The sequence below is a fragment of the Bradyrhizobium sp. BRP19 genome, from assembly GCF_020194195.1.
GTDB lineage: Bacteria > Pseudomonadota > Alphaproteobacteria > Rhizobiales > Xanthobacteraceae > Bradyrhizobium > Bradyrhizobium yuanmingense.
Genome location: NZ_JADYVZ010000003.1, coordinates 715,935 through 729,066, shown reverse-complemented (window position 1 = coordinate 729,066; position 13,132 = coordinate 715,935). Strand labels below are relative to the sequence as shown.

General features: G+C 64.2%; 13 protein-coding genes. 6 read left to right on the top strand and 7 right to left on the bottom strand.

What is annotated here, in order from left to right; genetic code table 11:
• Positions 1–19: 19 nt before the first annotated feature.
• On the bottom strand, positions 20–574 hold the full coding sequence (locus tag I6F36_RS13715) for a hypothetical protein (RefSeq protein ID WP_225171588.1): 555 nt from the start codon (positions 572–574) through the stop codon (positions 20–22).
• A gap of 237 nt (positions 575–811) precedes the next feature.
• Between I6F36_RS13715 and I6F36_RS13710 the strand changes: the two genes are divergently transcribed.
• A complete protein-coding gene (locus I6F36_RS13710) occupies positions 812–1,267 on the top strand; it encodes a cupin domain-containing protein (protein ID WP_036036523.1) in 456 nt (151 codons plus the stop codon).
• Positions 1,268–1,348: 81 nt separating this feature from the next.
• Here I6F36_RS13710 and I6F36_RS13705 read toward each other — a convergent pair whose 3' ends face one another.
• The 6 genes from I6F36_RS13705 to I6F36_RS13680 all read right to left on the bottom strand — a co-directional run bounded on the left by I6F36_RS13705 (position 1,349) and on the right by I6F36_RS13680 (position 7,297).
• Positions 1,349–2,401: an amidohydrolase gene (locus I6F36_RS13705; protein ID WP_225171587.1), complete on the bottom strand. Its 1,053-nt coding sequence runs from the start codon at positions 2,399–2,401 to the stop codon at positions 1,349–1,351.
• Between the two features lie 110 nt (positions 2,402–2,511).
• Positions 2,512–3,033: a hypothetical protein gene (locus tag I6F36_RS13700; protein ID WP_036021294.1), complete on the bottom strand. Its 522-nt coding sequence runs from the start codon at positions 3,031–3,033 to the stop codon at positions 2,512–2,514.
• Between the two features lie 71 nt (positions 3,034–3,104).
• Positions 3,105–4,049: an EamA family transporter gene (locus I6F36_RS13695; RefSeq protein WP_050995832.1), complete on the bottom strand. Its 945-nt coding sequence runs from the start codon at positions 4,047–4,049 to the stop codon at positions 3,105–3,107.
• A gap of 68 nt (positions 4,050–4,117) precedes the next feature.
• Positions 4,118–4,930 (bottom strand): MBL fold metallo-hydrolase, encoded by an 813-nt coding sequence (locus tag I6F36_RS13690; protein WP_035997591.1) that lies wholly within the window; start codon positions 4,928–4,930, stop codon positions 4,118–4,120.
• 91 nt (positions 4,931–5,021) lie between these two features.
• The gene (locus I6F36_RS13685) at positions 5,022–6,551 is read right to left on the bottom strand and encodes a hypothetical protein (protein WP_036021273.1); all 1,530 of its coding nucleotides are present in this window, start codon (positions 6,549–6,551) and stop codon (positions 5,022–5,024) included.
• Positions 6,548–7,297 (bottom strand): ABC transporter ATP-binding protein, encoded by a 750-nt coding sequence (locus I6F36_RS13680; RefSeq protein WP_057028575.1) that lies wholly within the window; start codon positions 7,295–7,297, stop codon positions 6,548–6,550. The genes I6F36_RS13685 and I6F36_RS13680 overlap by 4 nt, the downstream gene beginning before the upstream one ends.
• A gap of 274 nt (positions 7,298–7,571) precedes the next feature.
• Here I6F36_RS13680 and I6F36_RS13675 point away from each other — a divergent pair, with 274 nt between their 5' ends.
• From I6F36_RS13675 to I6F36_RS13655, 5 genes are all read left to right on the top strand, one after another.
• Complete coding sequence (locus tag I6F36_RS13675) at positions 7,572–8,447, top strand: branched-chain amino acid ABC transporter permease (protein ID WP_036021277.1); 876 nt, start codon at positions 7,572–7,574, stop codon at positions 8,445–8,447.
• A gap of 5 nt (positions 8,448–8,452) precedes the next feature.
• A complete protein-coding gene (locus I6F36_RS13670) occupies positions 8,453–9,604 on the top strand; it encodes a branched-chain amino acid ABC transporter permease (protein WP_036021279.1) in 1,152 nt (383 codons plus the stop codon).
• Positions 9,601–10,359 (top strand): ABC transporter ATP-binding protein, encoded by a 759-nt coding sequence (locus tag I6F36_RS13665; protein WP_035997604.1) that lies wholly within the window; start codon positions 9,601–9,603, stop codon positions 10,357–10,359. Before I6F36_RS13670 ends, I6F36_RS13665 begins: the two co-directional genes overlap by 4 nt.
• A gap of 3 nt (positions 10,360–10,362) precedes the next feature.
• Positions 10,363–11,151: an ABC transporter ATP-binding protein gene (locus tag I6F36_RS13660; protein ID WP_035997607.1), complete on the top strand. Its 789-nt coding sequence runs from the start codon at positions 10,363–10,365 to the stop codon at positions 11,149–11,151.
• Positions 11,152–11,246: 95 nt separating this feature from the next.
• A complete protein-coding gene (locus I6F36_RS13655; protein ID WP_225171586.1) occupies positions 11,247–13,085 on the top strand; it encodes a long-chain fatty acid--CoA ligase in 1,839 nt (612 codons plus the stop codon).
• Positions 13,086–13,132: the final 47 nt, after the last annotated feature.

Genomic DNA, 13,132 nt, shown 5'->3' with positions numbered 1-13,132 from the left:
CTCGCGTCAGTCTTCCCCCTCACGCCGCCGCGTTGCGCAGGGTCGGGCTGTTGTCGATGCTGAAGCGGTTGAACAGCGTCGTGAACGGGCTGCCGTCGGTGGCCCGCACGATCGCGTCGGACGCCGCCACCGCCTCGTAGAGCGCGCCAACCGGATCGTCCGCGTCCGCCAGCGCGAGCGCGCCGCAGATCTGTTCGCGGGCCTCGCTGACGTCATCCTCGTCTTGGAGCCTTGCCTCCAGCGCATCCGCCGCGCGGCGCATCTCTGCAAGGTCGCCGCCCCCGGAGAATTTGAGGATGTCGCGCCAGTAGGGACGGGCAACGACAAGCTGGATCAATGCATCGAAACTTTCCGCGATGATGCCTGCGCGGCCCTCTGACGAGACATAGAGCACATTCTGCGACGGCAGGAGCACGAACGCGCTGCCGGAGCCGTCACTGCCGATGTGCCGCGGACTTTCGACGCCGTCGATGGTGAACCAGGGCTCCTCGTCCGGTTCGAAGGAGACGTCGAGACTGCGGAGCCTGGCGACGACCTCGCTGTTGGCTGTCAGCATCTCCGGCGTGAGGGGCATCGGTGCGGCTCCTTCCCAAGACTTCGCGCACTTTGTCGCACCCCGGACAAGCTAGGTTCATATGTGCGAATTCGCAGAGGAAATCGTGACGTTAACCGTATCGCACCCGCAACTCGGGGCTGATTGTCGAGTGCCATGTAAGAAAGAATTAAAAGCAGCCTACTAGCGTCCCAACTTCTTTCGAAGCAATCCGGGCCGAGACCCGGCCATTCATATTTAAATCTTCTGGGGAAGCAGATGTCGCGCACATTGATTGAAATCGGTAGTTGCAATGTCGACCTCGAGCTGCGGCCAATCGAGCCGTCCTGGATCATCGAGGGCAATCCGGTATCCCGCTCCCGCGTCCTGTCGACCAGCGCCGACGGCACCGCGCAGACGATCATCTGGCACTGCACCGAAGGCCGCTTCAACTGGTACTACGACATCGACGAGACGATCATGATCATGGAAGGGTCGATCGTGCTCGAGAGCGACGGCATGCCGCCCAAGCGCTACGGCCCCGGCGACGTCATTTTCTTCCGCGACGGCGCGCATGCCAAATGGCATGTCGAAGGCCACGTCAAGAAGATCGCCTTCTGCCGCAAGACCAATCCGGTGATGATCGGTTTCCTGATCCGCGTCGTCAACAAGCTGAAGAAGATGTTCGCCTCCACCGGCGAGCGCCGTCCGGCCTCGCTGATGGGCGCCGGCTAAGCGGACACCAGGGTTTCAAGGACGCTTCCCAGCGGCCACGACGAAGAGGGGTCGGGATCAAGGTCCCGACCCCTCTTTTCATCATGACGGCAGCTCGAGCCGGTAGACGTCGATCGCGGTCTGCGAGAACAACGCCGTCTTGTCGGCCTCGCTCAGCTTTGAGGTGATACGCTTGAAGGCGTTGAAGATCACCTGGTAGCTGCACTGGCCCTTGTCCGGGGGGAAATTGCTTTCGAACATCGCGCGCTTCGGGCCGAACGCCTCGATGCAGGTCTCGACATAGGGCCGCCAGGCCGCGGCAAGGTCCTCGGATGTCGGCGGCCTCTCGCGCAAATGGAAGTCGTAGCCAAGCAGGCACATCGCGAGACCACCGAGCTTCACCACCACATTTTCGCATGTCGCGATCTCCCGGATCGAGGCGCGCCATTGCGCAAACACCTCCTCGCGCCGGCCCGCGAAGCGGCCGGTTCCGACGGGGCCGCCGCAATGGTCGAGCACAATCCTGGTGTCGGGGAAGGCGCGCGCCAGCGCCGTGAGCTCGCCGATCTGCGGATGGAACAGCCAGGCATCGAAGCTGAGCTTGAGGGGCGCGAGGCAGGCAAAGCCTTTGCGGAAGGCCGGGTCCTGCAACAATCCCTTCGGCCTGTTCGCATACATGCCGGCGACGACAGGATCTTCATCCCAGGCCGAGGAATGCCTGATGCCGCGAAAGCGGCCGTTGCCTGCGGCGATCTCGGCTTCCAGCACGCGCTTTGCAGCGTCGCCGAGCAGCAGATTGGCATGGCTCACGATGCCGGCGCAGATCGCGGCCTTGCCGTAGCCACCGCTTGCACTCATGGCGGCGACGCCGTTGGCGAACTCGACCTCGCCCACGGGCCGGAACGCCTCGGGTCCATGCGCGCGGTACATCGAACGGCAGTCGACATAGACGGTGGCGATGACGTTGTGACCGGAGGCGACGTCGGCGGCCATCTCCTCGATCAGATAGCGGTGCCCGCGATTCCACAGATGGTGATGGGGATCGACGATCGGCCGCAAGGGATCGATGGTCTCCTCCCGATGCAGCGCGAGCCAGTCCTCACGCGGATCGACGAACAGCCCGCTCGTGTTGGCGGGCACACCGCTTGCTGCCATCGGCCTTCGCTCCCTGATGTTTTGTGTCGGGAGCCTAGCACCTCATTTCCGCATGCAGCAGCGCGCCTTGCGCAACCGCACCCATCATCACGAGCAATGCGGTATGCTCGTCAGCCCGTCCGCCGTCTTGCTCTTACTTCGACCATCAGCCGCCAGTCCACTGCCGTGGCCGGCTTGACCTCCCCACGCCAACGGAAGGAGTCCCCGGTAATCTCAGTAAAGCTCCAGCGCGTCAGCTCGCCGGATTCGGTCGTGCCTTCCTGCACGATGTCCTCGCCGCGGGGACGGCCGATCTGCTGCCGGAACACGCGGCGGCCCGGATCGAACCAGGAAATCCGCCACGCATCCATGGCCGGATCGTAGACGCGCAGCGTGGTGCCGTACCAATTGCCGGCGATCGGAAAGGCTGCGCTGCCCGCTGGCCGGGGAATGATCCAGACGTCCTGCACCGCACGGCCTTCCAGCACCCAGCCGAAATGGATTTCGCCCGGCGCGGTGTGGCTTCTGCCGTCCGGTCCAAAGGCGGTGATCTCAGCGTCCCAGTCGCCGACGAAACGGCCGTAGAGCTGAAGCGCGGCCGCGTGCTCGGGATGCGGTGCGCTGGCGTGAAGAAGTCTCGCAAAGTCGTTCATGTTGCTCTCCTGCTGCGGAGGATTCAGCACGGATGAGCCGCGGGCGACTTGGAGAAAATTGCCGGCCGTCGTCAGGTCTTGCGCAGCGACAGATGTCTCATGGGACGATCGGCCTCCGCCTGCGTCGACCGATTGCTCGAGCTCTCAGCACGCCAGATGGCGACAACGGCGACAATGACGAGACTCGCGCCCACGAGCATCATGCGAGAGAACGGCTCTCCGAGCACGAGGGTGCCGAGCAGCACCGCGATGACCGGATTGACGAATGTGTAGGTCGAGACCAGGGAGGTCGAGACATTCTCGAGCAGCCAATTGTAGGCGGCGAAGCCGATGACGCTGCCGGAGACGATCAGCCAAAGAGCTGCTGCAACGGACGTCATTGAGACCTCGCTAGGTCTAAAACTCTCCAGCTCGCCCGTCAGCCAGCTGATCGCGAACAACACGGCGCCCCCGATCGACAGTTGCATGCCAGACAGCGCGATCGCGGATGCTTGATGCGACATGCTGCGCGACAGCACGGTGCCGATCGACCACGACAGCGCCGCCGCGAGCAGCCAGACGATCGGAAGCATGCTGATGCCGGCCTGCTGGGCGTTTTGCCATGCCACGAGCCCGACGCCCACGAAGCCGGGGATGAGCGCGAGCAGCGCGATCGGCCGCGGGTGCTGATCGCCCGGAAAAAGCGTGTCCGCCAGAAGGATCCAGAACGGAATCGTGGCGAGCACGATGGCGGCCACGCCGGACGGAACCGATTGTTGTGCGAAGGCGAGAACGCCGTGGCAGCCGACGAAGAAAAGCAGCCCGCAAAGGCCTGCCTGCAACCATGTCCGGCCCGGGGTATTCGCGACATGCCTGCCGCTGAAGGCGAGCAAGATCATGCCGCCGCATAACGATCGAACTGCCATCAGCAGAAACGGCGGTATCGATTGCAAGCCCAGCGTGATGGCGAAATAGGTGGAACCCCACAGGAGATAGATGGCCGCAAACGAGCCGATGACCAGGAACCGTCTGCTCATGATTGCTCCGACTGAGGTGGGTCTTGGAGCAACCAAGTCGTTGACGGGTGATGCGTTCCGGTTCTGAGTTAGACCCCGTCGAGGATGATCACCGTCGGCTTCGTCGGCAGCGTATCCCGTGACATCCGGAACGAGCGCTCGACGCGCCGGTCGATCTCGAATTGCTGGCCGATCCGGCGCATGAAGTCGTCGAGCGGAGTGGCGAAGCGGTGCATCGGCAGTACCACCGAGGCGCGCAGCCGCTTGGTGATCTCGGAGATGCCGTCGAGCGTCATGGTATAGGTGCCGTCGATCGGCACCATCACGATGTCGAGCCGTCCGATCTGGGCGAAATGGCTGTCGTCGAGCTTGTGATGGAGGTGGCCGAGATGGCCGATGCAGAGGCCGGCTGCCTCGAAGATGAAGATGGAATTGCCGTCGCGGATCATGTCGCTGCCGGCATCGTCGCCGTAATAGCGGCGGATGTCGGTGGTGACGTTGCGGATGAAGGTGTCGCTGATGCGCTGCGACACGATCGCCGGCTTGCCGTCCTCGCTCCAGCCATGCAGCACGTGGGGAATGCGCTTGTCCGGAAAGAGAGTGTAATGGGTGCTGTGCGCCCGGTTCATGGTGACGACATCGGGCAGTCGCCCGACCTGGTAGGCGCCGCTATAATCGGTGGCGATGCGCAAGCCGGCGGGCGTGTCGATGAAATAGGTGGAATGGCCGGCATAGGTGATCTCGACCTCGGGCGCAGCTGCAGCCTGCCTGAAGACGACCGGCATGATCCGCGGCGCCGCGTTGGCCATCGCCAGGCATTCGCTGCGCAGTGGTTGCTGGGCCAGGGCAGGGGTCAGGAATGCGCCGAACAGCGCGATAGCCGCCAAAACCAGTCGTCGCATGGATCCGTCCCCGATGACTTCACAGCGAAGTCTAGCGTGCAATGCGGAGCATCGCCAATGGGGTGCGATCAACAGCGCGTCAGTGTCGCACCTATTGCTCGCGCTTCGGGCTGAACTTCCAGGTGACCGCGACGAGGCCTGCGGTAATCAGGCCGCTGATGAGGCCGGCCACGGGAAGGGCGAGCAGCAGTGCGGCGGTGGCGGCCCAGCCGATCGAGGAAAAGGCCTCGGCGAAGGTTGCAAGCCTCGAAGACGTCTGACGGCGCCGGAATTGGCTGCGCCTTGCCTGCACCCGGAACCAGAGCTGGATCGCGGTCGCCGAGGCCGCGCTGATGATGATCGCACCCGCGCTGATTGCGGCCTGGGATGGCGAGGCAAAGGCTAGCGCCGCGAGCAGCGGAGCGAAGATTGCGGCAATCGCGATCAGCACCACCTCGATCTTGGCACGGATGATGCCGGACGGCATCAAGGGCGCGGTCGCGACCAGGTCGGGCGCGTCCTCGCCCGAGATCGTCAGCCAGGCGAGTCCGCCGGCGAGCTGTCCGGCCGCCATCACGATGACGGGTGTGATCAGTGTCAGCGCCGCGGAGCTGTCGGCGAAATTACGCCAGAGCAGCAGCGCCGGCGGCACCAGATAGAGCAGCTGCATCAAGGTCTGCGAGATCAGCCATGGATCGCGCCACAGCAGCATGAATTCCTTGCGACGCAGCGCCTGCTGGCGCGATCCGCCGCGGAACGGGCGCTCCTTGGCACGGACGCGGCCGGACGTGGCGTAGGCCGCCGCATCGATCGCGGTGTCGGCAAAGCGGTGCGAGAAGATCGCCATCACGCCGCCGAGCATGACCAGAGCGAGCGCGAGAAGCAGCGCTAGCGCCTCGCTGTCGCCCATCGCTGCCCGCGCCGGCCACCACCAGATGCTGTCGACGTCGGGGGCGTAGGCGGCAACGCTGCCCGAGGTCAGGATGGTGAAGCGCGACAGCGTGCCGTAGGACATGATCGCGGCGACCTGAAGCGCGATCACGAAACCCGCACCGATGATGGCGGCGAGGATCTGTGCGATCAGGCGCGTCCGCGCCGGGCCGATCAACCGGAACAGGAGAATGGTGACGGCGATCGCGATCGCCGCCGCGGACAGGCCCATCGCAATGACGACGCCGAAGGCCGCCAGCCAGCGCGCGCCGCCGCCGATCACCAGAACGTCGATGAAGGGCGTCGAGAACAGCAGCGCCAGCACGGTGACGGTCAGCGCGATCGCGGCGATGCGGACCGAGAACAGATTGGCCAGCCGCGCCGGCGAGGACATGATCAGGTCGAGATCGGCGCGGGCGTAGAATACCCGCGTCACGGATTCGATCGCCTGCGACAGCATCAAGGTCCAGGCGAGAAAGATCGTCGCCGAAATCACGATCAGAGAGGATTTGTCGAGCGGCAACTGCAGGTCGGCGAAACGGCCGATCACCGCCCAGGCCGGCAGGTGGAGCAGCGCGGCGAAGCACATGAGGCCGATGATTGCGGCGCGCGCCCGTTTGCGCCGCCCGCCCGTCATCATGGCGAGCCATTCGCGCCAGGCGAGCCGCAGCTCGTGCCGGGCAAACCAGGACAGCGCGGTGGCCGAGCTCATGCCGCTTCCTGAAGCGTCACCAGCGCGATGAAGAGGTCTTCCAGGCTGGTGTCGGCATGGCCGTTCTGGTGGCGCAGCTCGGTGAGCGTGCCTTCCGCGACCAGGCGGCCGGAGGCGATCACGCCGATGCGGTCGGCCATGCGCTCGGCGACTTCGAGGATATGCGTGGTCATGATGACGGTGCAGCCGGCGCGGACACGCGCGCTGAGCAGGCCCTTCACATGGCGGGCGGAAACCGCATCGAGCCCCGTCAAGGGTTCGTCGAGAATGATGAGGCGGGGATCGTGCACCAGCGCCCCTGCGAGAGCGACCTTCTGGCGCATGCCCTTGGAAAAGCCCTCGCAGCGCTCGTGGCGGTGCGCCTCGAGGCCGAGCGAATCGAGCAGTTCCTCGGCGGCCGGTTGCGAGATCGACGGCGCGATGCCCCAGAGGCCGGCGACGAATTCGAGATATTCGAGCGGGGTGAGCTTGTCATAGATCATGGGCTCGTCGGAGACCCAGGCCATCACCTGCTTGGCGGCGACGGGGTCTTGGAGCGCATCGATGCCGAAGATCGAGACGGCGCCGGCATCGGGCCTGAGCAGGCCCGCAACCATGCGTAAAGTGGTGGTCTTGCCGGCGCCATTGGGGCCGACCAGCGCGTAGAATTCGCCGGCGTGAATGGTGAGATCGAGGCTGTCGACCGCCAGACGGTCAAAACGCTTCGTTAACCCTCGGACTTCCAGGGCCGAGTTGTCCGGCTTCATGACGGCCACACCATCCGGTTTGCATCGCCCGCGACCATGACCCGAAGATGTTTCGGCACCGTGAATCGCACTGCCGCAAATTCCGCCAACCGGATTGGACTAAAGGCAAGGCATCCCGACAAGTCACCGTTTGTTGACAGCGCGCGGGCGTTCAGGCTGAATTGATTCCGGACAAATGGCGCTAACGCGGCGAAACGACTGCGTAGCGACTGGACACAAGATGCGGCAAGGCGGCCTCGAAGAACGCCGGTTGCATCGGGGAGGACGCGCGTCAATGCTGGATTTCGTTCAGCAGCTGGTCAGCGGTGTTGCGCTCGGCTGCGTCTACGGCCTGATCGCGCTCGGCTTCGTGCTCGTCTACAAGGCCACCGAAGTCGTCAATTTTGCCCAGGGCGATCTGATGATGCTGGGCGGTTTCTTCGCCTTCACCTTCATCGGCATGATGGGCCTGAACTACTGGATCGGCTTCGCCGGTGCGGTCGCCGCCATGGCGCTGTTCGGCATGCTGGCCGAGCGCGTGGTCGTGCGGCCGATCCTCGGCTATCCCCAGTTCTCCATCATCATGGTCACGATCGGTCTCGGCTATTTTCTGCGTTCGGTCGCGGGGATGATCTGGGGCACCGACGACCTGAAGATCGAAACGCCGTTCAGCCAGGGCGTGCTGCGCATGGGCTCGCTGGTGCTCGCCTACGACAAGCTCTCGGTGATCGCAGCGACGATGATCCTGTGCACCCTGCTCTGGCTGTTCTTCAACAAGACCACGCTCGGCACCGCCATGCGCGCCAGCTCCGAGAACATGCTGGCGGCCTATTACATGGGCATTCCGGTCAAGCGCGTGGTGGCGGTGGTCTGGGCGATCAGCGCGGCGGTCGCGACCTGCGCCGGCGTGCTGCTGGCGCCGATCACCTTCATCCACTCCAATGTCGGCCTCGTGCTCGGCTTGAAGGCGTTTCCCGCCGCCGTGCTCGGCGGTTTCGGCTCGATCCCGGGCGCGGTGGTCGGCGGCGTCCTGATCGGCGTGATCGAGAGCATGGCCGGCTTTTACCTGCCCGAGGGCTGGAAGGACGCCGCGCCTTACATCGTGCTGCTCACCGTGCTGCTGCTGAAGCCCGAGGGCCTGTTCGGCCTCCACGTCCGCAAGAAGGTCTGAACGCCATGCGCTTCCTGTTCAAGACCGACTACGAGGACGACATCAAGCTGTTCCCGCATTCCGGCTACGTCGTCACCTACGGCGTTCTGCTCGCGCTGCTGCTGATCGCGCCTCACGTGCTCTCCAGCTATCTGATGAGCCAGCTCGTCTTCGTCTGCATCTATGCGATCGTCGGCGTGGCGCTGCTGATTCTGACCGGCTTCACCGGCCAGGCCTCGCTTGGGCACGCGGCGTTCCTCGCCATCGGCGCCTACACGGCGGCGTACTTGCAGAAATACAACGTGCCGTTCCCCGTCTACTTCCTCGCCGCCGGGCTGTTGACCGGCATCATCGGCGCGATGGTCGGCTTTCCGGCGCTGCGCCTCACCGGCATCTATCTCGTCATCGCCACCATCTCGTTTGCCCTGATCGTGGAGGAGATCCTGGCGCGATGGGAAAGCGTTACCCACGGTAACGAGGGCATGCGGGTCAAGACGCTGTCGCTGCTCGGCGTCGCCGTGCCGCGCGACAGCCCGACCTTCTATTACCTCTGCCTTGCCGTGCTGGTGCTGACCATCGTCGGCACGCTCAATCTACTACGTTCGCCGACGGGCCGCGCCTTCGTCGCGATCCGCGATTCCGAGACGGCGGCGCGCAGCATGGGCGTCAATGTCGCGCTCTACAAGGTGAAGTCGTTCGCGATCTCGGCCGCGATCACCGGCTTTGCCGGCGTCCTGTTCGCGCACAAGCTCTCCTTCATCTCGCCGGAGATGTTCACGCTTCAGCTCTCGATCGAGTTCATCATCGTGATCCTGATCGGCGGCACCTTCAGCCTGCACGGCGCCGTGCTCGGCGCGATCTTCATCGTGATGATCGACCCGTTCCTCACCTATCTCAAGGACGACATGCCCGGCATCATCGCCGGCATTGCCGCGACATTCGGCGCCGGCGCGGCGACTGCGGGCAATATCGAGGCGAAGGTCGCGGCCTTCGCCTCGCTCAACGGCCTGAAGGGCGCGATCTACGGCATCATCATCGTGCTGTTCGTGCTGTTCGAGCCGCTCGGGCTCTACGGCCGCTGGCTCAAGATCAAGCTCTTCTTCCAGCTGTTCCCTCTCTACAAGCGCGCCACCTTCAAGCGGCAGAAGATCTACGTGAAGTCGGAGCGCAATCGATGAGCTATTTCCGCGCCGAGAACCTGTCGCTGCATTTCGGCGGCCTCAAGGCGGTCGATGCGGTCTCGTTCGCGGTGGAGAAGGGCGAGATCCTCTCGATCATCGGGCCGAACGGAGCCGGCAAGAGCTCGATCTTCAACCTGATCTCGCGGATCTACCGGCCGACCTCGGGCCGTATCTTCTTCGAGGACCAGGACATCACCGAGCAGCCGCCCTACGACATCGCCAAGCTCGGCATCGCCCGTACCTTCCAGAACATCGAGCTGTTCGAGAACGCGACCGTGCTGTCGAACCTTCTGGTCGGCCGCCACCGCCATTCGACCACGCAGCTGTGGCAGGAGCTCTTATTCCTGCCGAGCGTGCGGGCCAACGAAAAGGTTCACCGCCGCCGGGTCGAGCAGGTCATCGAATTCCTCGACCTCGAACCCTATCGCGACAAGCTGATCTCGGGCCTGCCTTACGGCGTGCGCAAGGTGATCGAGCTGGCGCGCGCGCTCTGCTCGGAGCCGAAGCTGATCCTGCTGGACGAGCCGTCCTCGGGTCTCAACGTGGAGGAGACCGGCGACATGTCGTTCTGGATTCGGGACATGAGGACCGAGCTCGGTATCACCGTGCTGATGGTCGAGCACGACATGTCGCTGGTCAACCGGGTCTCCGATCGCGTCATCGCACTGAACTACGGAAGGGTGCTGGCGATGGGCTCGCCCGCTGAAGTGCAGCAGCACCCCGACGTCGTCGCCGCGTATCTGGGAGCCTGACCGATGGATGCCGCTGCGCCCCAGGATATCATCCTCAAGCTCTCCAACATCGAGAGCTATTACGGGCCGATCATGGCGATCCGCGGCATCTCGCTGGAGGTGCCGCGCGGGCGCATCGTCACGCTGCTCGGGGCCAACGGGGCCGGCAAGACCACGGTGCTGAAGACCATCTCCGGCATCCTCGATCCGCAGAAGGGCGCGATCGAGTTCATGGGCAAGCCGATCCAGCGCATGGAGGCCGACCGCATCGTGCGGCTCGGCCTCAGCCACGTGCCCGAGGGGCGCGAGGTGTTCCCGTTCCTCTCGGTGCGCGAGAACCTGATGATGGGTGCCTATCCGCGCAAGGACCGGGACGGCGTCGCGGAGGACATGGAGCGCGTCTACGGCTATTTCCCGCGCCTGAAGGAGCGCATCAACCAGCCGGCGGGCCAGCTCTCCGGCGGCGAGCAGCAGATGCTCGCGATCGGGCGCGCGCTGATGAACCGGCCGACGCTGCTCTTGCTCGACGAGCCCTCGCTCGGCCTGTCGCCACTGCTGGTGAAGGAGATATTCACCATCATCCGCCGGGTCAACGAGGAGCAGGGCATGTCGATCCTGCTGGTCGAGCAGAACGCCAAGGTGGCGCTGGAAACCGCCCATTACGGCTATGTGCTGGAGATCGGCCGTATCGTGATGAACGATACCTGCGACCGCTTGATGCATTCCCAGGACATCCAGGAATTCTACCTTGGCGCCAAGGAAGCCGGCGCGCGCGGCGAGCGGCGCTGGAAAAAGAAGAAGACGTGGCGGTGAGGACGAGCTGGCAGTAAGATGAGCTTGCCCAACGTTGAGCAAAGACCGGCTGGCAAGGCAGGCAGCGGAGGGAAGGCGACAAGGAGGAGAGGTGCATGGCCCGACCGGCGGTGCTGACGGTCGCTGATACGATCGCGAAGAGCTTCTTGCGCGCCGCCGAGACGCGGGGCGACAGGCCGGCGATCCGCGAGAAGAAGTTCGGCATCTGGCAGCCGACGAGCTGGCTAGAATGGCTGGAGATCTCCAAAGAGATCGCCTACGCGCTCCGCGCCGTCGGCTTCATGCCCGGCGAGGTCGCCTCCATCATCGCCAATGCCGTGCCCGAATGGGTTTATGCCGACATGGGCATATTGTGCGCCGGCGGCGTCTCCAGCGGAATCTATCCGACCGATTCTTCGTCCCAGGTCGAGTATCTCGTCAACGACTCCGCCACGAAGGTGATCTTCGCCGAGGACGAGGAGCAGCTCGACAAGATTCTCACCTGCCGCGCGCGATGCCCCAGCTTGCAGAAGATCATCGTGTTCGACATGGAGGGCCTCAGCGGTTTCTCCGACGACATGGTGATGTCGCTGGACGAGTTTCGCGCGCTCGGCCGCAACCACATGGTCGGCCGCGAAGCGCTGTGGCAGGAGATGATCGACAGCCGCAGCGCCGGCGATCTCGCGGTCCTCGTCTATACGTCCGGCACGACCGGCCCGCCGAAAGGCGCGATGCACGCCAATCGCAGCGTCACCCACCAGATGCGACACGCCAACGACTTCATACCTGCGCGAGAGGACGAGAACCGGCTGGTCTTCCTGCCGCTCTGCCACGTCGCAGAGCGTATCGGCGGCTATTACATCTCGGTCGCGCTCGGCTCGGTGATGAATTTTGCCGAGAGCCCGGAAACCTTGCCTGACAATCTGCGCGAGGTGCAGCCGACCGCCTTTCTGGCCGTGCCGCGCGTCTGGGAGAAGTTCTATTCCGCCATCACCATCGCGCTGAAGGATGCAACGCCGCTGCAGCAATGGGTCTATCGCCGCGCCATCGGCATCGGCTACCGCATGGTCGATTGCCGGCTCGAGGGCAGGGCGCCGCCGCTATCGCTGCGCATCGCCAACCGCATCGCCTACCTGGTCGCGTTCCGCAACATCCGCCGCATGATCGGACTCGACCGCTGCCGCATCGCGTTCACCGGCGCAGCCCCGATCGCACCGGAGCTGATCCGCTGGTATCTGGCGCTCGGCATCGACATGCACGAGGTCTACGGTCAGACCGAGAATTGCGGGGTCGCAACCATGATGCCCGCGGACAAGATCAAGCTCGGCTCGGTCGGCACCGCGGTGCCCTGGGGCGAGGTCGCGCTGTCGCCCGCCGGCGAGATCCTGATCAAGGGCGACTTCCTGTTCATGGGCTATTTGAACCAGCCGGAGAAGACCGCAGAGACGATCGATTCCCGCGGCTGGCTGCACACCGGTGACGTCGGCACCATCGACAATGAGGGCTTCGTGCGCATCACCGACCGGATGAAGGACATCATCATCACCTCGGGCGGCAAGAACATCACGCCGTCCGAGATCGAGAACCAGCTCAAGTTCTCGCCCTACATCTCCGACGCGGTCGTGATCGGCGACAAGCGGCCCTATCTCACCTGCCTCGTGATGATCGACCAGGAGAATGTTGAGAAGTTCGCCCAGGATCACGACATCCCCTTCACCAATTATGCCAGCCTGTGCCGGGCGAGGGAGATCCAGGACCTGATCGGGCGCGAGATCGAGCATGTCAACGGCAATTTTGCCCGCGTCGAGACCATCAAGAGGTTCTACCTGATCGAGCGCCAGCTCACGCCCGAGGACGAGGAGCTGACGCCGACCATGAAGCTGAAGCGCGGCTTCGTGAACAAGCGCTACGCCGCCGAGATCGAGGCGATGTATCGCGAGCGTGCGGTGGCGTGACGAGTCGGTCCATTTCGAGAAAGCGAAGGAGCTGTGGCCCCGCCCTT